Here is a 23,966-nt window from a genome sequence, read left to right as displayed (position 1 = left end):
AGCCATGCGACTGACTACCAAAGGCCGATACGCCGTGACCGCCATGCTCGACCTGGCGTTGCACGCGCAGCATGGGCCGGTGTCTTTGGCCGACATTTCCGAGCGCCAGGGCATTTCCCTCTCTTATCTGGAACAGCTGTTCGCCAAGCTGCGCCGCAGCAGCCTGGTTTCCAGCGTGCGTGGTCCAGGCGGTGGCTACCAGCTGTCGCGGGGCATGGAAACCATCCAGGTGGCCCAGGTCATCGATGCGGTCAACGAATCGGTCGATGCTACCCGCTGCCAGGGCCTCGGGGACTGCCATGCCGGTGATACCTGCCTGACCCACCACCTGTGGTGCGACCTCAGCCAGCAGATCCATGAATTCCTCAGCGGCATCAGCCTGGCCGACCTCGTCATGCGCCGTGAGGTGCAGGAAGTCGCCCAGCGCCAGGACCTGCGTCGTGTCGCAGGCCGAACCGCCCAGCTGGACAAGATTGAGACGTCCGCCGTCGATTGATCCCCCTGGGACGACGAGCGACGCCACCGCCTGATAGGAGAGACAAATGAAGTTGCCGATCTACCTCGATTACTCCGCGACCACCCCGGTCGACCCACGCGTGGCCCAGAAGATGGCCGACTGCCTGCTGGTTGACGGGAACTTCGGTAACCCGGCTTCGCGCTCCCACGTCTTCGGCTGGAAGGCCGAGGAAGCGGTCGAGAACGGTCGTCGCCAGGTTGCCGAGCTGATCAACGCCGATCCGCGCGAAATCGTCTGGACCAGTGGTGCCACCGAGTCCGACAACCTCGCACTGAAAGGCGTCGCGCACTTCTATCAGACCAAAGGCAAGCACATCATCACCTCCAAGATCGAGCACAAGGCGGTCCTCGACACCGCTCGCCAGCTGGAGCGTGAAGGTTTTGAAGTCACCTACCTAGAGCCAGGCGAAGACGGCATCGTCACCCCGGCCATGGTAGAAGCGGTGCTGCGCGACGACACCATCCTGGTCTCGCTGATGCACGTGAACAACGAAGTCGGCTCGATCAACGACATCGCTGCCATCGGTGAGCTGACCCGCTCGCGCGGCGTGCTGTTCCACGTTGACGCCGCGCAATCGGCTGGCAAGGTTGAAATCGACCTGCAAAAGCTGAAAGTCGACCTGATGTCGTTCTCGGCGCACAAGGTCTACGGCCCGAAAGGCATCGGCGCGCTGTACGTCAGCCGCAAGCCTCGCGTACGCCTGGAAGCCATCATTCACGGTGGTGGCCATGAGCGCGGCATGCGTTCGGGCACCCTGCCGACTCACCAGATCGTCGGCATGGGCGAAGCCTTCGCCATCGCCAAGCAGGAAATGGCCACTGAAAACGCGCGCATCAAGGCCCTGAGCGACCGCTTCTTCAAGCAGGTCTCCAACCTTGAAGAGCTGTACGTCAACGGTAGCCAGACCGCCCGCGTGCCACACAACCTGAACCTGAGCTTCAACTACGTCGAAGGCGAATCGCTGCTGATGTCGCTGAAGGACATCGCCGTTTCGTCCGGTTCGGCCTGCACCTCCGCTTCGCTCGAGCCGTCGTACGTACTGCGCGCTCTGGGCCGCAACGACGAGCTGGCGCACAGCTCGATCCGCTTCTCCTTCGGCCGCTTCACCAGCGAAGAAGAAGTCGACTACGCCGCGCAGAAAGTCTGCGAGGCGGTAAACAAACTGCGTGAGCTGTCGCCGCTGTGGGACATGTACAAAGACGGCGTTGACATCTCCAAGATCGAGTGGGCCGCCCACTAAGCAGTCGCCGGCAAGAGCGGCTCCCTGATGAGGAAGGAATTGCACCATGGCATACAGTGAAAAGGTCATCGACCACTACGAAAACCCACGCAACGTCGGCAAGATGAATGCCGAGGACCCGGATGTCGGTACCGGCATGGTCGGTGCCCCAGCGTGCGGTGACGTGATGCGTCTGCAAATCAAGGTCAACGAGCAGGGCGTTATCGAAGACGCCAAGTTCAAGACCTACGGCTGCGGTTCGGCCATCGCTTCCAGCTCCCTCGCCACCGAGTGGATGAAGGGCAAGACCCTGGACGAAGCCGAAACCATCAAGAACACCCAGCTGGCCGAAGAACTGGCGTTGCCGCCGGTCAAGATCCACTGCTCGGTACTCGCCGAAGATGCCATCAAGGCAGCCGTACGCGATTACAAGCAGAAGAAAGGCTTGATCTAAGTCGCTTGTTGCGAGGTAAGGAGTTCTGATGGCTATCAGCATGACAGAAGCCGCCGCCAACCACATTCGCCGCTCCCTCGACGGGCGCGGCAAAGGTGAGGGCATTCGCCTGGGCGTGCGCACCACCGGTTGCTCGGGCCTGGCCTACGTGCTGGAGTTCGTCGACGAACTGGCGGACGAAGACCAGGTGTTCGAGAACCACGGCGTCAAGGTGATCATCGATCCCAAGAGCCTGGTTTACCTCGATGGCACCGAGCTGGACTTCGTCAAGGAAGGGTTGAACGAAGGCTTCAAGTTCAACAACCCCAACGTGCGCGGTGAGTGTGGCTGCGGCGAAAGCTTCAACGTTTGAGGCTGGCTGTGGGTACTCCTTGTCATTACGCATTGTTTGACCTCCAGCCAAGCTTCCGTCTGGATCTCGACAAGCTGGCCACTCGCTATCGCGAGCTGGCCCGCGAGGTCCATCCCGACCGCTTTGCCGACGCCTCCGAGCGTGAGCAGCGCGTGGCGCTGGAAAAGTCCGCAGCGCTCAACGACGCCTACCAGACCCTGCGCAGTGCGCCGCGTCGGGCCCGCTACCTGCTGGCCATCAGCGGCCACGAAGTGCCCCAGGAAGTCACGGTCCACGACCCGGAATTCCTGTTGCAGCAGATGCAGTTGCGTGAAGAGCTCGAAGAGTTGCAGGACGAAGCCGACCTTGACGGTGTCGGTGTGTTCAAGAAGCGCCTGAAGGTCGCCCAGGACACGCTGAACGAGGACTTTGCCGCCTGCTGGGATGCCCCCGGCGAGCGCGACAAGGCCGAACGCCTGATGCGACGCATGCAGTTCCTCGACAAGCTCGCCCAAGAAGTGCGCCAACTGGAAGAGCGCCTCGACGATTAACCCGGTGCTGCCCGTGATGGCACCTAAGGTATTCAGATAAGCATGGCCCTACTGCAGATTGCCGAACCCGGTCAAAGCCCTCAGCCGCACCAGCGCCGCCTGGCGGTGGGGATCGACCTGGGTACTACCAACTCTCTGGTCGCTGCACTGCGCAGCGGCCGTAGCGAGCCCCTGCCCGACGCGCAGGGCAACGTCATTCTGCCGTCCGCGGTGCGCTACCTCGAAGGGCGCAACGAAGTGGGGCAGGCTGCGCGTGATGCCGCTTCCAGCGACCCGTTGAACACCGTGCTGTCGGTCAAGCGCCTGATGGGGCGTGGCCTGGCCGACGTCAAGCAACTGGGTGAGCAGCTGCCGTACCGCTTTGTTGGCGGTGAGTCGCACATGCCGTTCATCGACACCGTGCAGGGGCCGAAAAGCCCGGTGGAAGTGTCTGCCGACATCCTCAAGGTGCTGCGTGAGCGTGCCGAAGCTACCTTGGGTGGCGAGCTGGTAGGCGCGGTGATCACCGTGCCGGCCTATTTCGACGATGCCCAGCGCCAGGCCACCAAGGACGCTGCGCGCCTGGCCGGCCTGAACGTATTGCGCCTGCTCAACGAGCCGACCGCAGCTGCCGTGGCCTACGGCCTGGACCAGAACGCCGAAGGCGTGGTGGCCATCTATGACCTGGGTGGCGGTACGTTCGATATTTCCATTCTGCGCCTGACCGCTGGCGTGTTCGAAGTGCTGGCCACCGGTGGCGATACCGCCCTGGGCGGTGACGATTTCGACCACGCCATTGCCGGCTGGATCATCGAGCAGGCCGGCCTGTCCTCCGACCTGGACCCGGCTACCCAGCGCGCGCTGCTGCAAACCGCCTGCGCGGCCAAGGAAGCCCTGACCGACGCCGACGTGGTCGCTGTCAGCCATGGCACCTGGCAGGGTGAGCTGAGCCGCGCCGCCTTCGAAGCCATGATCGAGCCACTGGTCGCCCGCAGCCTCAAGGCTTGCCGTCGCGCTGTGCGTGATAGTGGCGTGGAGCTGGAAGAAGTCAGCGCCGTGGTCATGGTCGGTGGTTCGACCCGCGTGCCGCGTGTGCGTGAAGCGGTGGGCGCGCTGTTCGGCCGTACCCCGCTGACCTCGATCGACCCCGACCAGGTGGTGGCCATCGGTGCTGCCATCCAGGCCGATACCCTGGCTGGCAACCGCCGCGAAGGTGGCGAACTGCTGTTGCTCGATGTCATCCCGCTGTCGCTTGGCCTTGAGACCATGGGCGGGTTGATGGAGAAGGTGATCCCGCGCAATACCACCATTCCGGTGGCGCGTGCCCAGGAATTCACCACCTATAAAGATGGCCAGTCGGCCATGATGATCCATGTGCTGCAGGGCGAGCGCGAACTGATCAGCGACTGCCGCTCGCTGGCACGCTTCGAGCTGCGCGGCATTCCGGCCATGGTCGCCGGTGCGGCGAAAATCCGCGTCACCTTCCAGGTCGATGCCGATGGCCTGCTCAGTGTTGGCGCCCGCGAACTGGGTTCGGGCGTGGAAGCCAGCATCCAGGTCAAGCCGTCCTACGGCCTGACGGACGGCGAAATCACCCGCATGCTCAAGGACTCCTTCGAACACGCAGGTTCCGACAAGCAGGCTCGCCAGCTGCGCGAGCACCAGGTGGACGGCGAGCGCCTGCTCGAAGCAGTACAGGGCGCCCTGGACGCCGACGGTGAGCGCCTGCTCAGCAGTGACGAGCGCGACGCCATCGAATACCAGATGCAAGAACTACGTGATTTGCTGGCCGGCACCGATGGCGCAGCCATCGAGCAACAGACCAAGCGTCTGTCGCAGGTGACCGACGCATTTGCCGCCCGTCGCCTTGATTCGACGGTCAAAGCCGCACTGGCCGGGCGCAACCTGAATGAGATCGAGGAGTAATCGATGCCGCTGGTGACATTCCTGCCGCATGAGAAGTTCTGCCCCGAAGGGCTGACCGTGGAAGTCAAGACCGGGACCAATATCCTGGAACTGGCCCACGACCACCACATCGAGATGGAAAGCGCCTGCGGCGGCGTCAAGGCCTGTACCACTTGCCACTGCATCGTGCGCAAGGGCTTCGATTCGCTCGAAGAAGCCGACGAGCTGGAAGAGGACATGCTGGACAAGGCCTGGGGCCTGGAGGCGCAGTCGCGCCTGGGCTGCCAGGTGGTCGTCGGTGACGAAGACCTGGTCATCGAGATCCCCAAGTATTCGCTCAACCACGCCGCCGAAGCGCCGCACTGAGGTTTGCCCCATGAGCCTGAAATGGATTGATGTACTTGAGATCGCCATCCAGCTTGCAGAAAGCAAGCCAGAGGTCGATCCTCGTTATGTGAATTTCGTCGACCTGCACAGCTGGGTGCTGGCATTGCCAGAGTTCAGCGACGATCCGTCACGCGGCGGTGAGAAAGTGCTCGAGGCAATCCAGGCTGCCTGGATTGACGAAGCCGACTAAGCGTCATCTGCAGGTTAGGCAATCCCCCGGAACCCGCGTATAATTCGCGGGTTTAATTTTTCGTAACACTCATATTCTGGAGTTTTCCATGGCTGTTCAACGTACTTTCTCGATCATCAAGCCTGACGCAGTTGCCAAAAACGTTATCGGCAAGATCACTACTCGCTTCGAAGAAGCTGGCCTGAAAATCGTTGCCTCGAAAATCAAGCAACTGTCCAAAGCCGAAGCCGAAGGCTTCTACGCCGAGCACAGCGCTCGTGGCTTCTTCGGTGACCTGGTTGCCTTCATGACTTCCGGCCCGGTTGTTGTTCAGGTTCTGGAAGGCGAAAACGCCATCGCTCTGAACCGTGAGCTGATGGGCGCCACCAACCCTAAAGAAGCTGCTGCCGGCACCATCCGTGCTGACTTCGCCGAGTCGATCGACGCCAACGCCGTTCACGGTTCGGACTCCGAAGCTGCTGCTGCTCGCGAAATCGCTTACTTCTTCGCTGCTACCGAGGTAACCACTCGCTAAGCGAAAGCTTACGGGTGAGGGTGAATCCATGACGACATCTACTGGCAAAATCAACCTGTTGGGTCTGACCCAGCCGGAAATGGAACAATTCTTCGACTCAATCGGGGAGAAGCGCTTCCGTGCCGGCCAGGTGATGAAATGGATTCACCATTTTGGCGTGTCCGACTTTGCGGCCATGACCAACGTAGGCAAGGTCTTGCGCGAAAAGCTCGAGGCCGTTGCCGAGATTCGCCCCCCGGAAGTGGTCAGTGAAGACATTTCCGCCGACGGCACCCGCAAGTGGGTGATCCGCGTTGCCTCCGGCAGCTGCGTCGAGACCGTCTACATTCCTACCGACGACCGCGGCACCCTGTGCGTGTCGTCGCAAGCCGGCTGTGCCCTGGACTGCAGCTTCTGCTCCACCGGCAAGCAAGGCTTCAACAGCAACCTCACCGCCGCCGAAGTGATCGGCCAGGTGTGGCTTGCCAACAAATCCTTCGGGACCGTCCCTGCCAAGATCGATCGCGCGATTACCAACGTGGTCATGATGGGCATGGGCGAGCCCTTGCTGAACTTCGACAACGTCATCGCCGCCATGAAAATCATGATGGATGACCTGGGCTATGGCATTTCCAAGCGTCGCGTCACCCTGTCCACTTCGGGCGTGGTGCCGATGATCGACGAGCTGGCCAAGCACATCGACGTGTCGCTGGCCCTGTCGTTGCACGCACCGAACGACGAGCTGCGCAACAAGCTGGTACCGATCAACAAGAAGTACCCGCTGAAGATGCTGCTGGAATCGTGCATGGGCTACATGTCCACCCTGGGTGGCAAGCGTGTCCTCACCATCGAGTACACCTTGCTCAAGGACGTCAACGACCAGCCAGAGCATGCCGCGCAGATGATCGAACTGCTGCGCGACGTGCCATGCAAGATCAACCTGATTCCGTTCAACCCGTTCCCGCATTCGGGCTACGAGCGGCCAAGCAACAACGCCATTCGTCGCTTCCAGGACCTGCTGCACCACGGTGGCTTCAACGTCACCACCCGTACCACCCGTGGCGACGACATCGATGCCGCCTGTGGTCAGCTGGTTGGCCAGGTCAACGACCGCACCCGCCGCAGTGAGCGCTACATCGCCGTGCGTCAGCTTTCCGCGGACGTCGAGCTGCAAGACAGCACCGCGCGCCACTGACCGGGACGTTGCCCATGAGCCTGCGCGCCGCGCTGTCGATCCTTGCGCTTTCGCTGCTGGCCGGCTGCGTGTCGGGCGGCGCGGGCGACCCTCTGGCCAGTCGCCAGGGCAGGGTAGAGGCGGGGCGGGCCTATGTGCAGCTTGGCTTGGGTTATTTGCAACAGGGTTTGACCGAGCAGGCCAAGGCGCCGCTGGGCAAGGCCCTGGCCCTCGATAGCGTTGATGCCGACGCGCACGCCGCCCTGGCGCTGGTGTTCCAGGCCGAAGGTGAGCCGGCGTTGGCCGAAGCGCACTTTCGCAAGGCCCTGCAGGCCCGCAGCGGTGACACGCGAATACGCAACAATTACGGCAGTTTCCTTTATGCTCAGGGGCGATTTGCCGAGGCTGAGCAGATGTTTCGCCTGGCCAGTGCCGATACCCTGTATCCTGAGCGCTCACGGGTGTATGAGAACCTGGGCCTGACTGCCCTGAAGCTCGAACGCCGCGACCAGGCGCACACGTACCTGCTGAAAGCTCTGCAACTCAACCAGCGGCAACCGAAAGCGTTGCTGGAAATGGCTGAGTTGTCCTACGAAAACAGGCATTATGTGCCGGCCCGGGACTACTACGATCGTTTCAGCCAGTTGAGCGACCACGATGCCCGTAGCCTGCTGCTGGGCAGCCGCCTTGCCAGGGTGTTCGACGAGCAGGGCACACTGGCCGAGCTGGGCCAGCAATTACAACGACTTTATCCCGGTACGCCGGAATATCAGCAATACCTGTCGGAGCAACGATGAAAGCCGCGCATCCCGAAGTAGCAGTAGCGCCTGGCCAGAACCCCGGTGAGCTTTTGCGTCAGGCCCGTGAGAACCGGGACTGGTCACAAGCCGAGGTGGCCCGCAAGCTCAACCTCACTGTCAGCTCGTTGAACCATGTAGAAACCGGCGCCTTCGACAAGCTGCCGGGGCACACCTTTGCCCGTGGCTACATCCGCGCCTACGCCAAGTTGATGGACCTCGACCAGGCCGCCCTGGTGGATGCCTTCGACCGCTATACCGGTACCCACGCCAAAGGCAGCGACGTGCATTCGCTGGGCCGTATCGAAGAGCCGGTGCGCCTGTCGCACAATATCCTGCGTGGTGTCAGCCTGTTGTTGCTGGTGGCCGTGGTCGGCGGCGGCTTCGTCTGGTGGCAGGACCAGGGTAGCCTGCGTGGCAAGGACCTGGCCAAGATTGCCCTGGAGCACGTCGAAGTCGAGAGCGCCGACGGCACCACCCAGATTCACCCGCTTGATGAACCTGAAGACCAGGCCGTTTCCGCTGGCCAGCAGCCCGAAAGCGCGCCGCTGCCGCTGGCGCAGGGCGCTGCCGAGCAGCCTGCCGCCGAACAGGCGCCGGCAAGCCCGCCACCCGCCGCTACCGCAGCGCCAGCCCCGGCACAGGCCCAGCCGGCACCTGTGCAACCCGCCGTCAGTGCACCTGCCGCCACGCCCGCCCCGGTAGCACCGGCTATTCCGGCCGCCGCTGCGCCTGTTGCGGGTGCACCGGCTGTGGCCGCTGCCGCGCCGGTGACGCCAGCCGTAGTGCCGGCAGGCAGCGCCAAGGTTGCCATCCAGTTCACCGCCGATTGCTGGACCCAGGTCAGCGACGGCAACGGCAAGGTGCTGTTCAGCGCCGTCAAGCGCAAGGGGGACAACCTCGAGCTGACCGGCAAGCCGCCGTTCGCGGTACGCCTGGGCTTTGCCCGTGGCGCCCAGGTCAGCTACAACGGCCAGGCCGTCGATGTTGCCCCGTTCACCAGTGGCGAGACCGCTCGCCTGAAGTTGGGACAGTAAGTCATGCACGGCGAATCTCCGATCAAACGTCGCGAATCCCGCAAAATCTGGGTCGGCAATGTGCCGGTGGGTGGTGATGCGCCCATCGCGGTGCAGAGCATGACCAACACCGACACCAACGATGTGGCCGCCACCGTGGCGCAAATCCAACGCCTGGTCGATGCCGGCGTGGACATCGTGCGCGTCTCGGTACCCGACATGGACGCCGCCGAGGCGTTCGGCCGCATCAAGCAGCAGGTCAGCGTGCCACTGGTCGCCGACATCCACTTCGACTACAAGATCGCCCTGCGCGTGGCCGAACTGGGTGTCGACTGCCTGCGTATCAACCCAGGCAACATCGGCCGTGAAGACCGTGTACGCGCCGTGGTCGATGCCGCCCGTGACCGTGGCATCCCGATCCGCATCGGCGTGAACGCCGGTTCCCTGGAAAAGGACCTGCAGAAGAAGTACGGCGAGCCGACCCCGGCGGCGCTGGTCGAGTCGGCCCTGCGCCACGTCGAGCACCTCGACCGCCTGAACTTCCAGGACTTCAAGGTCAGTGTGAAGGCCTCCGACGTGTTCATGGCCGTCGAAGCCTACCGCTTGCTGGCCAAGCAGATCGTGCAGCCGCTGCACCTGGGCATCACCGAAGCCGGTGGCCTGCGTTCGGGGACGGTGAAATCCGCCGTCGGCCTCGGTATGCTGCTGGCCGAAGGCATTGGCGATACCATCCGTATCTCGCTGGCGGCCGACCCGGTCGAAGAAGTGAAAGTCGGCTACGACATCCTCAAGTCGCTGCACCTGCGCTCGCGTGGCATCAATTTCATCGCCTGCCCGAGCTGCTCGCGGCAGAACTTCGATGTGGTCAAGACCATGAACGAGCTGGAAGGGCGCCTGGAAGACCTGCTGGTGCCGCTGGACGTGGCGGTGATCGGTTGTGTGGTCAACGGCCCGGGTGAAGCCAAGGAAGCCCATGTAGGGTTGACCGGCGGTACGCCGAACCTGATCTACATCGACGGCAAGCCTGCGCAAAAGCTGACCAATGACAACCTGGTCGATGAGCTGGAAAAGCTCATCCGCCAGAAAGCGGCCGAAAAGGCCGAAGCTGACGCGGCGCTGATCGCCCGTGGCTGACACACAGAATTCGTAAGGACTATTCGTGAGCAAATCGCTGCAAGCCATCCGTGGCATGAACGACATCCTGCCTGAACAGTCGCCGCTGTGGCGCTACTTCGAAGGCACCGTGGCCGGCCTGCTGGACACCTACGGGTACAGCCAGATCCGCACGCCGATCGTCGAGTTCACCGAGCTGTTCAAGCGCTCCATCGGTGAAGTGACCGATATCGTCGAAAAAGAGATGTACACCTTCGAGGACCGCAACGGCGATTCGCTGACCTTGCGCCCGGAAGGTACCGCTGCCTGCGTGCGTGCCGTGCTGGAGCACGGTATCACCGGCAACGGCCAGGTGCAGAAGCTGTGGTACATCGGCCAGATGTTCCGCCACGAGCGCCCGCAGAAGGGCCGCTACCGCCAGTTCCACCAGATTGGCGTGGAAGTGTTCAACCTGGACGGCCCGGACATTGATGCCGAGCTGATCATGCTGACCTGGCGCCTGTGGGGCCTGCTGGGCATCCAGGACGCGGTCAAGCTCGAACTCAACAGCCTGGGCACCAGCGAAGCCCGCGCGCGCTACCGTGACGCGCTGGTCGAGTTCCTTTCGGCGCGCCTGGAGCAGCTGGACGAAGACAGCCAGCGCCGCCTGAAGAGCAACCCGCTGCGCATCCTCGACAGCAAGGACCAGAACACCCAGGCGGTGCTGGTTGGCGCGCCGAAGCTGGAAGACTACCTGGACGAAGAATCGCGCGTGCACTTCGAGGGCCTCAAGGCCCGCCTCGATGCCGCCGGCATTCCATTCGTGATCAATACCAAGCTGGTACGTGGCCTGGACTACTACAGCAAGACGGTGTTCGAGTGGGTGACCGACAAACTCGGCGCCCAGGGCACTGTGTGCGCTGGTGGCCGCTACGACGGCCTGGTCGAACAGATGGGCGGCAAGCCGACTACCGGCGTTGGTTTCGCCATGGGCATCGAGCGCCTGATCCTGCTGTTGGAAACCCTGGGCAAGGTGCCAGAGTCCATCAGCCGCCAGATCGACGTCTACCTGTGCGCCTTTGGCGAGCAGGCGGAGCTGGCCGGCCTGCGCCTGTCCGAAGGCCTGCGCGATCGCCTGCCGGGCCTGCGCCTGGCGGTGAACGCCGGTGGTGGCAGCTTCAAGAGCCAGTTCAAGAAAGCCGACAAGAGCGGCGCACTGTTCGCCTTGATCCTCGGCGACGACGAGCTGGCCAAGCAAGAAATCGGCTTGAAGCCCCTGCGTGGTCAGGGCGAACAACAGAACATTGCCTGGGATGCTCTGGCAGAGCACCTGGAAACCGCGATCGCTCAGGCGTAACGCGGTTCAACAAGCGAATAGGCGAAAAGGAGTATTGGGGTGTCGAGTACCGATGATGATGACCTGGCAGGGGTCAAGGACTGGTGGAACCGTAACGGCAAGCCGCTGCTGACCGGCGCCCTGCTGGCCGGCGTGGTAGTGTTGGGCTGGAATACCTGGCACAAGTACCAGAACAACCAGTCGCAAGGTGCCTCGCAGCTGTATCAGGCTTTGCTTGAAACCAGCCTGACGCCGACTGGCCAGCCAGACGCCACCAAGGTCGCGGAACTGGCCAGCAAGCTCAAGAGCGAGTTCGGCGGTACCGCCTATGCCCAGTACGGCAGCCTGTTCGTGGCCAAGGTCGCGGTCGACAGCGGCAAGCTCGACGACGCCGCTGCCGAGCTGAAGAGCGTGCTGGACAAGCCGGCCGATGCCACCCTGGGCGAAATTTCGCGCCAGCGTCTGGCACGTGTGCTGGCTGCCCAGAACAAGGCCGAGGACGCCCTCAAGCTGCTCGACGGCGATGCCGACAAAGCCTTCCTGGCCAGCCGTGAAGAGTTGAAGGGCGACCTGCTGGTACAGCTGGGTCGTGCCGCCGACGCGCACAGCGCTTACGAAAAAGCCAAGGCTGCGCTGTCCGATGAGGCGGCGGTCGGTGGCCTGCAATTGAAGCTGGATGACCTGGCCAAAGGGGACGCGTAAGTGATCGGTTGGAAACAAGCAGCAGTGCTGACCCTGGCCGTGCTGGCCGCAGGTTGCAGCAGCAACAGCAAGAAGGAACTGCCCCCGGCTGAGCTGACCAAGTTCACCGAGGAAGTGGTGCTGAAGAAGCAGTGGAGCCGTTCGATCGGTGACGGCCAGGGTGAAACCTACAACACCCTGGTGCCGGCCATCGAGAACGACCGCATCTACGCCTCCGACGTCAACGGCGAAGTCTTCGCCCTCGACCGCATCACTGGCGACGTGGTGTGGAAGAAGGACCTGGAGCTGCAGGTTTCCGGCGCTGTTGGCGTGGGCTACGGCCTGGTCATGCTCGGCACCCTCAAGGGTGAAGTCATCGCCCTGGACTCCAGCACCGGTGAGGAGCGCTGGCGCTCCCGCGTGACCAGCGAAGTGCTGGCCCCGCCTGCCAACAACGGTGACGTGGTAGTGGTGCAGACCCAGGACGACCGCCTGATCGGCCTGGATGCCGCTACTGGTGACCGTCGCTGGATCTACGAGAGCACCCCGGCAGTACTGACCCTGCGTGGCACCGGTGCACCGATTGTCACCAACCGCCTGGCCGTTGCCGGCCTGTCCACTGGTAAAGTGGTGGCGGTGGACATCAATAACGGCGTGCCGGTGTGGGAAAGCCGTGTGGCCATCCCGCAGGGCCGTTCCGAGCTGGAGCGTGTGGTCGATATCGACGGGGGCCTGCTGCTGTCCGGTGAAACCCTGTACGTCAGCACCTACCAGGGCCGCGTAGCGGGCCTGGACCTGCAAAGCGGCCGTGTGCTGTGGCAGCGCGATGCCTCCAGCTACGTGGGTGTCGCCCAGGGCTACGGCAACGTTTATGTCAGCGAAGCTTCGGGTACCGTAGAAAGCGTCGACGAGCGCTCTTCCAGCGCCCTGTGGACCAACGACACCATGGCCCGCCGCCAGCTGTCGGCACCGGAAGTGTTCTCCAGCTACGTGGCTGTGGGCGACTTCGAAGGTTACCTGCACCTGCTGAGCCAGGTGGATGGCCGCTTCGTCGGCCGTGAGCGTATCGACAGCGATGGCCTGCGCGCCCGCCCACTTGTGGTCGGCGACACCATCTATGTCTTCGGCAACAGCGGCAAGCTCGAGGCACTGACCGTTCGCTGAAGCTATGCTTGAAGCCTTGGCGGGCTTCAAGCCGCGGCGTAGGACACGCCGCCCGTACTCCGGCCGCTGCCTTGCAGCGGCCTTTGCATTTTCAAGAATTCGAGAGTGGAGAGCCGATGGTTCCCGTAATTGCCCTGGTGGGCCGCCCGAACGTCGGCAAATCCACCATGTTCAACCGCCTGACCAAAACCCGCGATGCCATCGTCGGTGACCTGTCGGGCCTGACCCGTGACCGCCAGTACGGTGATGCCAGCTGGCAGGGTCGTTCCTACATCCTGATCGACACCGGTGGTATCACCGGTGACGAAGTGGGCATGGACGAGAAAATGGCCGAGCAGTCGCTCATGGCCATCGAAGAAGCCGACTACGTGCTGTTCCTGGTCGACGCCCGCGCCGGCATGACCGCCGCCGACCAGATGATTGCCGACCACCTGCGCAAGCGCAACAAGTCGGCCATCCTGGTGGCCAACAAGATCGACAACATTGACCCGGACATCGCCCGTGCCGAGTTCTCGCCGCTGGGCATGGGTAACGCCATTCCGGTGGCTGGCTCGCAAGGCCGTGGTATCAATGCCCTGATGGAGTCGCTGCTCGGCCACCTGCCGCGTGACGCTGAAGAAGAAGCGCTTGAGCAGGACGTCGCCGAAGGCGAAGAGGCTGTACGCATTCCGGGCCCGAGCGAGAAAGATGGCATCAAGATCGCCATCATCGGCCGCCCGAACGTTGGCAAGTCGACCCTGGTCAACCGCATGCTCGGTGAAGAGCGCGTGGTGGTGTACGACGAGCCGGGTACTACCCGTGACAGTATCTACATCCCGTTCGAGCGTGATGGCGACAAGTACACCTTCATCGACACCGCTGGGGTGCGCAAGCGCGGCAAGATCCACGAAGAAGTCGAGAAGTTCTCGGTGGTGAAGACGCTGCAGGCGATCAAGGACGCCAACGTCGTCATTTTCGTCATGGACGCCCGTGAAGGGGTGGTCGACCATGACCTGAACCTGCTGGGCTTCGCCCTTGAGGCCGGCCGCGCCATTGTCATCGCCCTGAACAAGTGGGATGGCATGGAGCCGGGTGAGCGCGCTTACGTGAAGACCGAGCTGGAGCGCCGGCTGTTCTTCGTCGACTTCGCCGACATCCACTTCATCTCCGCATTGCACGGCACCGGCGTGGGCAACCTGTACAAGTCGGTGCAGGCCGCGTTCACCTCGGCTGTGACCCGCTGGCCAACCAGCCGCCTGACGCAGATCCTCGAAGATGCGGTCAGCGAGCACCAACCACCGCTGGTCAACGGCCGCCGCATCAAGCTGCGCTATGCCCACCTTGGTGGTGCCAACCCGCCGCTGATCGTGATCCACGGCAACCAGACCGAGAGTATTCCCAAGTCGTACTCGCGTTACCTGGAAAACACCTACCGCCGTGTGCTGAAGCTGGTCGGTACGCCGATCCGCATCGAGTACAAGGGCGGTGAGAACCCGTACGAGGGCAAGAAGAACACCCTCACCGACCGCCAGGTCAACAAGAAGCGCCGCTTGATGTCGCACCACAAGAAGGCCGAGAAGAAGCGCCGCGACAAGCGCTGATTCCGCGTCAGCTTCTTCGCGGGTAAACCCGCTCCCACAGGTACAGCACTGTCCTCAAGCATGGTGCGATCTCTGTGGGAGCGGGTTCACCCGCGAAGAGGCCCTTTGATCCAGCGCAAAGCCCCCATTGTTTCAACCTTTTTCCTGACCGCTCGATCCGCTATGCTCGGACTCCACCCCGTGCCGGATACACCCCAGGAAAGAGGGCTTCATGATCCGCAGCAAACTGCCGAATGTCGGCACGACCATCTTCACCACCATGTCCCAGCTCGCCGTGCAGACCGGCGCGCTCAACCTGTCGCAAGGCTTCCCCGACTTCAACGGCCCGCAGGCACTGCTCGATGCAGTGGGCCGGCATGTGGCTGCCGGGCATAACCAGTATTCGCCAATGACCGGGCTGCCGGCCCTGCGCCAGCAAGTGGCGGCCAAGGTCGAGCGCTTGTATGGGGCCAAGGTGGATGCCGACCAGGAAGTGACCATCACTCCCGGTGCCACCGAGGCGATTTTCTGTGCCATCCAGGCGGTGGTGCATGCCGGTGACGAAGTGATCGTCTTCGACCCTTGCTACGACAGCTACGAGCCGTCCGTGGAGCTGGCCGGTGGCCGCTGCGTGCATGTGCAGCTAAGTGACGGCGACTTCCGTATCGACTGGCAGAAGTTCAGCGATGCCCTGAGCCCGCGCACGCGCATGGTCATCCTCAACTCGCCGCACAACCCCAGCGGTGCGTTGATCAGCCGTGAAGACCTTGACCAGTTGGCCCGGTTGATCGCCGACCGCGATATCTACCTGGTCAGCGACGAGGTCTATGAGCACCTGGTGTACGACGGCGTGCGCCATGCCAGCGTGCTGGCCCACGAGCAGCTCTACCAGCGCGCCTTCGTGGTCAGCTCGTTTGGCAAGACCTACCACGTCACTGGTTGGAAGACTGGTTACGTGATCGCCCCGCCGGCGCTGAGCGCCGAGCTGCGCAAGGTGCACCAGTACGTCAACTTCTGTGGGGTGACGCCGCTGCAGTGCGCGCTGGCCGACTTCATGGCCGCGCACCCCGAGCATATCGATGAATTGCCGGCCTTTTACCAAGCCAAGCGTGACCTGTTCTGCGGCTTGCTGGAAGGTTCGCGCTTCAACTTTACCCGCACCACGGGCACCTATTTCCAGCTGGTGGACTACTCGCGAATCCGCCCGGACCTGAACGATGTCGACATGTCGCTGTGGCTGGCCCGTGAGCATGGCGTGGCGACCATCCCGGTGTCGGTGTTCTACCAGCAACCCATCCCCGAGCAACGCCTGGTGCGCCTGTGCTTTGCCAAACGTGAGGAGACGCTGCGTCAGGCAGCGGAAAAACTATGCGCGATCTGAGTGCACTGCCCAACCTGAAAGTCGCCTTGGTCCAGACCACCCTGGCGTGGCATGACCGTGAGGCCAACTACGCGCATTTCGAGGTACTGCTGGAGCAGGCACGTGGCGCCGACCTAGTGGTGCTGCCGGAGATGTTCACCACCGGTTTTTCCATGCAGTCGGAAAACCTGTGCGAGCCTGAGAACGGCCCGACCTACAAATGGCTAAAGGCCCAGGCCAAGCGCATCGACGCGGTGATTACTGGCAGTGTGATCATCCAGGCCGCTGATGGCAGCCACCGCAACCGCTTGCTATGGGCGCGGCCGGATGGCGAGATCCTGCATTACGACAAGCGTCACCTGTTCCGCATGGCGGGCGAGCACAAGCACTACACCCCGGGTGAGCGCCAGGTGCAGTTCGAGGTCAAGGGTTGGCGGGTACGCCCGCTGATCTGCTACGACCTGCGCTTCCCGGTGTGGAGCTGTGACGCCCAGGACACCGACCTGCTGCTGTACACCGCCAACTGGCCGGCTGCGCGTCGCCAGCACTGGAACCGCCTGCTGCCAGCGCGGGGTATCGAGAACCTGTGTTATGTGGCGGCGGTGAACCGAGTGGGCACCGATGGCAAGGGCTTTGCCTATTCCGGCGACAGCCAGGTGCTGGACTTCCAGGGGGAGAGCCTGCTTAGTGCCGGGGAAGCGGACGGGGTGTTTACCGCGGTATTGAGCGCGGCGGAGCTGGCGGCCTACCGGGCGAAGTTCCCGGCTAACCTGGATGCTGATACCTTCGAGCTCCATTGACAGCCTGTTGCGGCCTCTTCGCGGGTAAACCCGCTCCCACAGGTACTGCACAGGTTTCGAAATCTGTGAGGGCCTTGTGGGAGCGGGTTTACCCGCGAAGAGGCCGTTGAAGCCCTACATCAATTTTGAATCAGTACACATCCCGCCGATACCGCCCATCCTCGATCAGCTGCTGCACAGCGGCTTCACCCAGCATGCCATGGAGCGCCGCATCCACCCCCGCTGCCATCCCTTGCAGGCTGCCGCAGACATACACACAGGCGCCATCCGCCACCCAGCGCTTGAACTCGTCAGCCTGCTGCAGCAACACATCCTGCACATACACCTTCTCGGCCTGATCCCGCGAAAATGCCAGGTCCAGGCGCGCCAGGTCGCCGCTGGCCAGCCAGGCTTGTAGCTCGTCACCACACAACAGGTCATGCGCCCGGTTACGCTCGCCAAACAGCAGCCAGTTACGCTGCTCACCGCCATTCACCCGTGCCCGGATCAGGCTACGCAGGCCGGCCAGGCCGGTGCCGTTGCCGATCAGAATCATCGGTGCGGCACTTTCCGGCAGGTGGAAGCTGCTGTTGCGCCGCAGGCGCAGGCTCAGCGTGCCGTTCAGCGGCAGGTACTCGGTCAGCCAGCCAGAGCCCAGGCCCAGGTGGCCATCGGCGTGGCGTTCCTGACGCACGATCAGCTCCAGCACACCATCGCTGGCAATCGAGGCAATGGAGTATTCGCGGCTGCCGATCGGTACCAGCGCGTCGATCAGCGCTTGTGGCTGCAGGCCGATCAGGTGATCACGGCGCGTTGGAAGCTGGCGACCAGCGAGCGCTTGAACAAGCGTTTCGCTCAGGCCATTCACCTGCACCTGGGCACCGCCGTCCAGTGCCATGCCGTTGAGGAGCGCGTCGATCCTTGGCTGCCCATTGAGCGGCAGGATCTCTACCAGGTCGCCGGCTTCCCAGCTGGCAGGCTGTTGCGGCTGCAGGCCAAGCAGGTACACGGGCTGGCCCTGGCTGCCTGGGTTGAGCAGTTCGCGGCGCACCAGCGACCAGTTGCCGAAGCTTGGTGGCTGCCAGCCGGCCACCGGCTGGGCTCCGGTCAGTTGCGCCAACTCTTGCTGCCACTGCTGCAGGGCGGCCTGGTCGGCGTTGTCCACTTCCACCGGGCTGAACGCGTTGCTGGCACCGCGCTCAGCCAGCCACGCCTGCAAGCGGCGGGCGAAGCCGCAGAAGTGCGGGTACTGGCGGTCGCCGAGGGCGAGCAGGGCATAGTTGAGGTTGTTCAGTGCCCAAGGCTGGCCGAGCACCTTGCGCTCGAAGGCGCGGGCACTGTCGGGGGCTTCGCCGTCGCCGAAGGTGCTGACCACGAACAGCGCACGGCGGGCCTGGCGCAGGTCGCTCTCGCCCAGTTCGGCCAGGGCGCGTACCTGCACCGGCAGGCCGGCCGCCTGCAGCTGGCCGGCGCTCTGCCAGGCCAGTTGTTCGGCAAAACCGCTCTGGCTGGCAAAACCGATCAGCCAGCTGTCGCCGCTGCCGTTGCTGCTGGCGACGTTGCCACGGGCCGCGCGCACCTGGCGCTTCTTGCGGCGGCGGTCGAGGTACAGCAGCCAGCCGGTGACGAAGAACAGCGGCATGGTCAGGCTGGCAATGGTGACGATGATACGCCCGGGCAGGCCGAAGTATTCGCCGACGTGCAGGGCGTAGACGCTTTGCAGCAGCTGGGCCTTGAAGGATTTGTCGGTGTAGCGGTCATGGTTTTTCACCTGGCCGGTGGCCGGGTCCAACACCATCGTGTTGAAGGCACGTGGGTGGTCGGCGTTGTCCAGCAGGTAGAACAGGTTGGCCGGTTGCCCACCTGCCGGCGGCAGGCGCAGGTTGTACATGGCCAGGCCTGGGCCGGCGGCGTGCTTGAGGTTGGCCCAGATCGCGTCGTAGTCGACCACCAGCGGCGGGGCGTTTTTGTCGACTTTCTGCGGCCCGTGGCGGCCACGGCCTTCGCCACGTTTTTGCTGCTGGCCGGCAGCTGGCGCGTCGGCCAACAGCTTGTTCAGGCCTTCGCGGTACCACTCGTAGGACCAGAACAGCCCGGTCAGGGCGAACAGCAGGTAGAACAGCAGGCACCAGGTGCCGGCCACGGCGTGCAGGTCCCAGTTGAAGGCGCGGCCTTTCTTGGCCCAGTCGTAGGTCAGCCAGGTGCGCCAGTCCAGCGCCTTGCGCGGCCAGCGCAGGTACAGGCCGGACAGGCAGAAGAACACCAGCATCAGGGTACAGGCACCGGTGATTTGCCGGCCGGTGTCGCCCATGGCCAGGAAGCGGTGCAGGTTGAGCATGAGGTTGAAGAAGCCTTGCCCGGCCACTTCACCTTTGAGCTCGCCGGTGTACGGGTCGGCATAGCGCAGCTGGCCACGACGCTCGCCCGGCGGTGGTGTGAAGAAGACCCGTGCGGCGTTGCCGTCGCGCACGTCGACCCACAGCATCGCCACCTTGTCGTGTTGCTGGGCCTCAACCCGTTGCACCAGCTCGGCTGGCGGCAGCACGCCTTCGGCGCGCATTTCTACCTTGAGTACATCGGCGTTGAATGCGCGCAGCAGTTCTTCCTGAAACGAATACAGGGCCCCGGTAATGCCCATCAAGGCCAGCACCAGGCCAGCGGTGATGCCAAAGAACCAGTGCAATTGGAACAGTGTCTTCTTCACCACATCGATCACCTTGTGTTGCTGCCGCTAGCTGTGCGGTGTGCATTATGCCTTGATACGCAAAAGCCCCGCTCACAGGGATGAACGGGGCGGGGTGGGCTTCTTTCAGGGGAAGCCTGTACTGGCCTCTTCGCGGCTAAAGCCGCTCCCACAGGTACCGCACAGGGCTCGAGAATTGTGCCGTACCTGTGGGAGCGGGCAAGCCTGCGAAAGGGCCGCTACAGATGCAGCCTTTCTAGCGGATCAACCCAATCCCGATATCAGAAGTGGAAGCTGGTGGTCAGCAGCGTAGTCCGCCCGGCTGCCTGGTTGGCATAGTGCGCGCTGTAGGCCTTGTCGTAGTAGACCTCGTTGGTGAGGTTCTGCACGTTCAGCTGCAGGTCGACGTTCTTGGTCAGCTTGTAGCTGGCCATGGCGTCGTAGCGCCAGTACGAATCGACCATCACGCTGTTGGTGGTATTACCGAACACATCATCGACGTAGAAGGCGCCGCCACCAACGGTCAGTTTCGGCGTGACATTGTACGTGGTCCACAAGGTCAGGCTGTTGTTCGGCGTGTTAGGCAGCTGGTTGCCATCGTTGTAGCCATCGACGAACACAGTACCGACTCGCTGCGAGCCACCGTCGATGAGCTTGGCATCCATGTAGGTGTAGCCGGCGAAGACTTGCCAGGCGTCGGTCAGTTTGCCGCTGGCGCTGAGTTCGAAGCCATCTACACGGGTTTTGCCGACGTTCTGGTAGGTGTTGTTATCCACCAATACGCGGGCGTTTTCCTTCTCGGTGCGGAAAATTGCTGCGGTCAACGCCAGGCGTTCATCAAGCAGGTCCCATTTGGTACCGATTTCGTAGTTGGTGGTTTCTTCCGGTTTCAACTCGCTGGTGGTGGTTGCAGTCACCAGTGCATTGCCATCGGAACCTTCGCCGAGGGAGGCACCTGGCGGGGTGGCGGAGGTGGCATAGGACACATAGATGCTGCCGTTTTCAGCAGGCTTCCAGGTCAGGCCCAGCTGGCCGGTGACGAATTCGCTGGTGTCCTTGGTCTTGAAACTGGTTGAACCGTTGGCCAGCTTGGTCTTGGCCTTGGTGTCGAAGTGGTCATAGCGCAGGCCCATGGTCAGCAACCAGGCCGGGTCGAGCTCCAGCGTGTCGGTGAAGTAGATGGCGCGCGTGTTGCCTGCAGTATCAGCGCCGGCCAGGGTGCGGCTGATGGTCCCGTCCCACTCTTCATGCGGGTTGGGGTTCTGGAACGAGGTACAGACGCCAGAAATCTGCCCGGTTGCGCTCGAGCAGTTGCCAGAGGCGAAGCCGGTGACGTTGTAACCGGTTTTCTCCGAGGTCTCACGGCTCAGTTCGATACCGGTGGAGAAGGTGTTCTTCATGCCTCCGATGTAGAAATCGCCATACAGATCGGTCTGGTTGGTGGTGGTGCGGGTATTGGCCACACGGTTGTTCGGGCGACGCCAGACTTCACCGTTGAGGATGTTGCCCTTGCTGTCGTCTGGCTGGCTGTAGATGTAGTCCTGCAGGGTGTTGCCATGGCGCAAAGTGTTCTTGATGGTCAGCGAGTCGCTCAGGTCATGCTCGATGCTGATGGTCGAGATGTCTGCGCGGCTTTTGGAGAAATCGCGGCCGACCAGGCCGTAGTAGTTGCTGCTGCTGCCACCACCGTGAGTCGGCTTGTCCGGGTTGGCCGAGGTGCGGGCGGCCGAGCTGCCGGAGCGCAGGCTGTAGGGAATACCCGAATCCGGCAGGTCGTCGCTTTCCATGTGGTAGTAGTCAAGGCTGACGCGGGTATCGGTGCCCAGGCCAAAGACCAGCGATGGCGCTACGCCCCAACGGTCGTAGTTGACCTCGTCACGGCCGGCGACGTTGTTTTTGTGGGTCATCAAGTTGAGGCGCCCTGCAACGCTATCGCTGAACTGGTAGTTGCCATCCAGGGTGTAGCGCTGGGTCTGGTCGCTGCCCCAGGTCCAGGCGCCGTCGAGTGAGTTGCCCAGATGTGCGCGTTTGCTGACCATGTTGATGGTGCCGCCAGCCGCGCCGCGGCCACCGATCGTGGAGTTCGGGCCCTTGGCCACTTCCACCGACTCGATGGCAAAGATTTCACGGGTTTGCGAACCAGTATCGCGCACGCCGTCCAGGTACATCGAGCTTTGGCTGTCGAAGCCACGGATGAATGGACGATCGCCGGACGGGTTGCCACCTTCGCCGGCACCCATGGTGATGCCTGGCACGGTGCGCAGGGCGTCTTGCAGCGACAGGGCGTTGGTGTCCTTGATCACTTGCTGCGGGATCACGGTAACCGAGCGCGGGGTGTCTACCAGCGGCGCGGTGTACTTCTGCGAGGAGGCCTTCTCGACCTTGTAATCGGTGCTGGCCTGTTCAGCCTTGCCATTGACGCTGGTGGCGTCGAGGGTGACGGCGTTGCTGGCGGCCGGGTCGGCGGCATAGACCGACGAGGCACTAAGGGCGACACCGATGGCAGACACGATCAGGCGTGGTGAACTCACTGCAGATGGTACGTACTGGCGCATTGCTTAGGACCTTCCCCAAGGTATTGAGGCGGCGGATCTTAATGTAAGCAATTGTGACTCACAATTGAGAGTCGTTACCATTCGTGAAGAATTTACAATCTTTACAATTTGCCTTTACGGTTTCATCAAGCTGAAACGTCTTAAGCGGCGAATGGGGCTTGTGGAGCGCAAAAGGGAATCAATATCATTGGCGCCTTTACACTTCCTAACGGTGCTGCTGCCATGCTGCTTCACATCCCCGGGCTGTTCGATGCCGATGAACTGGCCCGTATCCGCGAGGCGCTGGAGCAGGCCGACTGGGCCGATGGCAAGGTCACGGCCGGCTACCAGTCGGCCAAGGCCAAGCACAACCTGCAATTGCCAGAAGGCCACCCGCTGGCCAAGGAGATCGGCAGCGCACTGATCGATCGCCTGTGGAAAAGCCCGCGTTTCATGTCGGCGGCCCTGCCGCACAAGGTGTTCCCGCCGCTGATCAACTGCTACCGCGAAGGCGGCAACTTCGGTTTCCACATCGACAATGCCCTGCGCCAGCCCAAAGGCAGCGCGGAGCGGGTGCGTACCGACCTGTCCTCGACCCTGTTCCTCAGCGACCCGGACAGCTACGACGGCGGCGAACTGGTGATCCAGGACACCTATGGCGTGCAGCAGGTGAAGCTGGCCGCCGGTGACCTGGTGCTGTACCCCGGCACCAGCCTGCACAAGGTCAACCCGGTGACCCGTGGCCAGCGTTATGCCGCGTTCTTCTGGACCCAGAGTCTGGTGCGCGAGGACAGCCAGCGGGCGTTGCTGTTCGAGATGGACAATGCCATCCAGCAACTGACTGCCGATGTGCCGGACCACCCATCCCTGCTGCAACTGACCGGCACCTACCACAACCTGCTGCGCCGCTGGGCCGAGGTTTGAGCCGTGTCTTACCAATTGCGACGTGAGGAAGTGGTGGATGTGGCCGGTTTGCAGGCCATGCTCGAAGACAGCCCCGGCAAAGCCGCCCAGGCGATTCTGGCGGCGGCGGGGCAGGGTGCGGTCGAGGCGCAGTTGCTGCTCGGGCAGATCCTGCTCGATGGCCGCGGCATCGAAGCGGATGCCAGTGTTGCCCGGCGCTGGTTTGGTATTGCCGCACAGGGTGGCAGTGCCATGGCGCACAACATGCTCGGGCGTTGCCTGGAGCATGGTTGGGGCGGTGAGGTGAATTTGGCACAGGCTGCCATGCACTATGCCCGCGCAGCCGATGCCGGGTTGGACTGGGGCCTTTACAACCTGGGCAATCTGCTGGCCACCGGGCGTGGCGTGCTGGCCAATCAGGCGCAGGCACTGATGTGTTACGAGAAGGCTGCGCAGCTGGGGCATGCCAAGTCGATGAACCTGTACGGGCGTTACCTGGAGCAGGGCATTGCCACGGCGCCCAGCCCGGCGCGGGCGGTGCGCTGGTATCGGCGCTCGGCCGAGGCGGGGGATTTTCGTGGGATGTTCAGCCTGGCGCTGGTGTTGGTCGAGCGTGGGCAGGTGACAGAGGCAGGGCCCTGGCTGGAGCGGGCGCGGGTCGAGGGCAACATGAACTTCCTGCGCGCTGCGCTGGTGACCTTGCAGGGGGCGGGGCCAGTGTTGATGGCTTTTGCGGGGCGTTATGCCGAGGAGATCGAACGGCGCGAAAAGTGCTCCAATCTGACCGGCTGACGCGGTCAAGTGTAGGAGCGGCCGTGGGTGGGGCGATCTGGGGGGGGGGGGGGCGGCGGCGGGAGGGGGA

General features: G+C 63.0%; 23 protein-coding genes. 21 read left to right on the top strand and 2 right to left on the bottom strand.

The genetic code is table 11. The features are described 5' to 3' along the window. Positions 1 to 4 precede the first annotated feature (4 nt). From iscR to ABE456_RS14810, 19 genes are all read left to right on the top strand, one after another. Positions 5 to 496, top strand: a complete 492-nt coding sequence (gene iscR / locus ABE456_RS14900) for a Fe-S cluster assembly transcriptional regulator IscR (protein WP_008092572.1) — start codon at positions 5 to 7, stop codon at positions 494 to 496. A gap of 46 nt (positions 497 to 542) precedes the next feature. Beyond that, positions 543 to 1,757 carry an IscS subfamily cysteine desulfurase gene (locus tag ABE456_RS14895; protein WP_346644600.1) on the top strand — a complete coding sequence of 405 codons (1,215 nt, stop codon included), beginning with the start codon at positions 543 to 545 and terminating at the stop codon, positions 1,755 to 1,757. A gap of 46 nt (positions 1,758 to 1,803) precedes the next feature. Continuing rightward, complete coding sequence (iscU, locus tag ABE456_RS14890; RefSeq protein ID WP_003248539.1) at positions 1,804 to 2,190, top strand: Fe-S cluster assembly scaffold IscU; 387 nt, start codon at positions 1,804 to 1,806, stop codon at positions 2,188 to 2,190. Between the two features lie 28 nt (positions 2,191 to 2,218). Further along, entirely contained in the window at positions 2,219 to 2,542 is a 324-nt protein-coding gene (gene iscA, locus ABE456_RS14885; protein ID WP_003248536.1) for an iron-sulfur cluster assembly protein IscA, read from the top strand. Positions 2,543 to 2,550: 8 nt separating this feature from the next. Then, a complete protein-coding gene (gene hscB / locus ABE456_RS14880) occupies positions 2,551 to 3,072 on the top strand; it encodes a co-chaperone HscB (RefSeq protein ID WP_346644599.1) in 522 nt (173 codons plus the stop codon). Positions 3,073 to 3,114: 42 nt separating this feature from the next. Continuing rightward, positions 3,115 to 4,977 carry a Fe-S protein assembly chaperone HscA gene (gene hscA / locus ABE456_RS14875; protein ID WP_346644598.1) on the top strand — a complete coding sequence of 621 codons (1,863 nt, stop codon included), beginning with the start codon at positions 3,115 to 3,117 and terminating at the stop codon, positions 4,975 to 4,977. Positions 4,978 to 4,980: 3 nt separating this feature from the next. Then, positions 4,981 to 5,322 carry an ISC system 2Fe-2S type ferredoxin gene (fdx, locus tag ABE456_RS14870; RefSeq protein WP_346644597.1) on the top strand — a complete coding sequence of 114 codons (342 nt, stop codon included), beginning with the start codon at positions 4,981 to 4,983 and terminating at the stop codon, positions 5,320 to 5,322. Positions 5,323 to 5,332: 10 nt separating this feature from the next. Next, positions 5,333 to 5,533, top strand: coding sequence for a Fe-S cluster assembly protein IscX (gene iscX / locus ABE456_RS14865; protein ID WP_025337774.1), 201 nt, complete (start codon positions 5,333 to 5,335; stop codon positions 5,531 to 5,533). 88 nt (positions 5,534 to 5,621) lie between these two features. Further along, positions 5,622 to 6,047, top strand: a complete 426-nt coding sequence (ndk, locus tag ABE456_RS14860) for a nucleoside-diphosphate kinase (protein WP_008092560.1) — start codon at positions 5,622 to 5,624, stop codon at positions 6,045 to 6,047. Between the two features lie 28 nt (positions 6,048 to 6,075). Continuing rightward, complete coding sequence (rlmN, locus tag ABE456_RS14855; RefSeq protein ID WP_346644596.1) at positions 6,076 to 7,221, top strand: 23S rRNA (adenine(2503)-C(2))-methyltransferase RlmN; 1,146 nt, start codon at positions 6,076 to 6,078, stop codon at positions 7,219 to 7,221. Between the two features lie 14 nt (positions 7,222 to 7,235). After that, positions 7,236 to 7,997 (top strand): type IV pilus biogenesis/stability protein PilW, encoded by a 762-nt coding sequence (gene pilW, locus ABE456_RS14850; protein WP_346644595.1) that lies wholly within the window; start codon positions 7,236 to 7,238, stop codon positions 7,995 to 7,997. Then, positions 7,994 to 9,034: a RodZ domain-containing protein gene (locus ABE456_RS14845; protein ID WP_346644594.1), complete on the top strand. Its 1,041-nt coding sequence runs from the start codon at positions 7,994 to 7,996 to the stop codon at positions 9,032 to 9,034. Before pilW ends, ABE456_RS14845 begins: the two co-directional genes overlap by 4 nt. Positions 9,035 to 9,037: 3 nt before the next feature. Further along, entirely contained in the window at positions 9,038 to 10,147 is a 1,110-nt protein-coding gene (gene ispG, locus ABE456_RS14840; RefSeq protein ID WP_346644593.1) for a flavodoxin-dependent (E)-4-hydroxy-3-methylbut-2-enyl-diphosphate synthase, read from the top strand. A 25-nt stretch (positions 10,148 to 10,172) separates the two neighbouring features. Then, entirely contained in the window at positions 10,173 to 11,462 is a 1,290-nt protein-coding gene (gene hisS / locus ABE456_RS14835) for a histidine--tRNA ligase (protein ID WP_003248516.1), read from the top strand. A gap of 39 nt (positions 11,463 to 11,501) precedes the next feature. Then, complete coding sequence (locus ABE456_RS14830) at positions 11,502 to 12,143, top strand: tetratricopeptide repeat protein (protein WP_346644592.1); 642 nt, start codon at positions 11,502 to 11,504, stop codon at positions 12,141 to 12,143. Continuing rightward, positions 12,144 to 13,286, top strand: a complete 1,143-nt coding sequence (gene bamB, locus ABE456_RS14825) for an outer membrane protein assembly factor BamB (protein WP_346644591.1) — start codon at positions 12,144 to 12,146, stop codon at positions 13,284 to 13,286. Between the two features lie 116 nt (positions 13,287 to 13,402). Continuing rightward, a complete protein-coding gene (gene der / locus ABE456_RS14820; RefSeq protein WP_346644590.1) occupies positions 13,403 to 14,866 on the top strand; it encodes a ribosome biogenesis GTPase Der in 1,464 nt (487 codons plus the stop codon). A gap of 211 nt (positions 14,867 to 15,077) precedes the next feature. After that, positions 15,078 to 16,226, top strand: a complete 1,149-nt coding sequence (locus ABE456_RS14815) for a pyridoxal phosphate-dependent aminotransferase (RefSeq protein ID WP_346644589.1) — start codon at positions 15,078 to 15,080, stop codon at positions 16,224 to 16,226. Then, on the top strand, positions 16,214 to 17,005 hold the full coding sequence (locus ABE456_RS14810) for an amidohydrolase (protein ID WP_346644588.1): 792 nt from the start codon (positions 16,214 to 16,216) through the stop codon (positions 17,003 to 17,005). The genes ABE456_RS14815 and ABE456_RS14810 overlap by 13 nt, the downstream gene beginning before the upstream one ends. 130 nt (positions 17,006 to 17,135) lie before the next feature. On the opposite strand, the gene ABE456_RS14805 is transcribed toward ABE456_RS14810, so the two are convergent. Beyond that, positions 17,136 to 19,691 (bottom strand): sulfite reductase flavoprotein subunit alpha, encoded by a 2,556-nt coding sequence (locus ABE456_RS14805; RefSeq protein ID WP_346644587.1) that lies wholly within the window; start codon positions 19,689 to 19,691, stop codon positions 17,136 to 17,138. A gap of 257 nt (positions 19,692 to 19,948) precedes the next feature. Continuing rightward, positions 19,949 to 22,222: a TonB-dependent siderophore receptor gene (locus ABE456_RS14800; protein WP_346644586.1), complete on the bottom strand. Its 2,274-nt coding sequence runs from the start codon at positions 22,220 to 22,222 to the stop codon at positions 19,949 to 19,951. A gap of 222 nt (positions 22,223 to 22,444) precedes the next feature. Here ABE456_RS14800 and ABE456_RS14795 point away from each other — a divergent pair, with 222 nt between their 5' ends. Both ABE456_RS14795 and ABE456_RS14790 read left to right on the top strand, forming a co-directional pair. Continuing rightward, entirely contained in the window at positions 22,445 to 23,125 is a 681-nt protein-coding gene (locus tag ABE456_RS14795; RefSeq protein ID WP_346644585.1) for a Fe2+-dependent dioxygenase, read from the top strand. Between the two features lie 3 nt (positions 23,126 to 23,128). Then, complete coding sequence (locus ABE456_RS14790; RefSeq protein ID WP_346644584.1) at positions 23,129 to 23,896, top strand: tetratricopeptide repeat protein; 768 nt, start codon at positions 23,129 to 23,131, stop codon at positions 23,894 to 23,896. Positions 23,897 to 23,966 lie beyond the last annotated feature (70 nt).

The sequence above is a fragment of the Pseudomonas sp. TWI929 genome (genome assembly GCF_039673335.1).
In the GTDB taxonomy this organism is placed as follows: domain Bacteria; phylum Pseudomonadota; class Gammaproteobacteria; order Pseudomonadales; family Pseudomonadaceae; genus Aquipseudomonas.
Note: the sequence above shows the minus strand (reverse complement) of the source record. Positions and strands in the feature narration are given on the sequence as shown.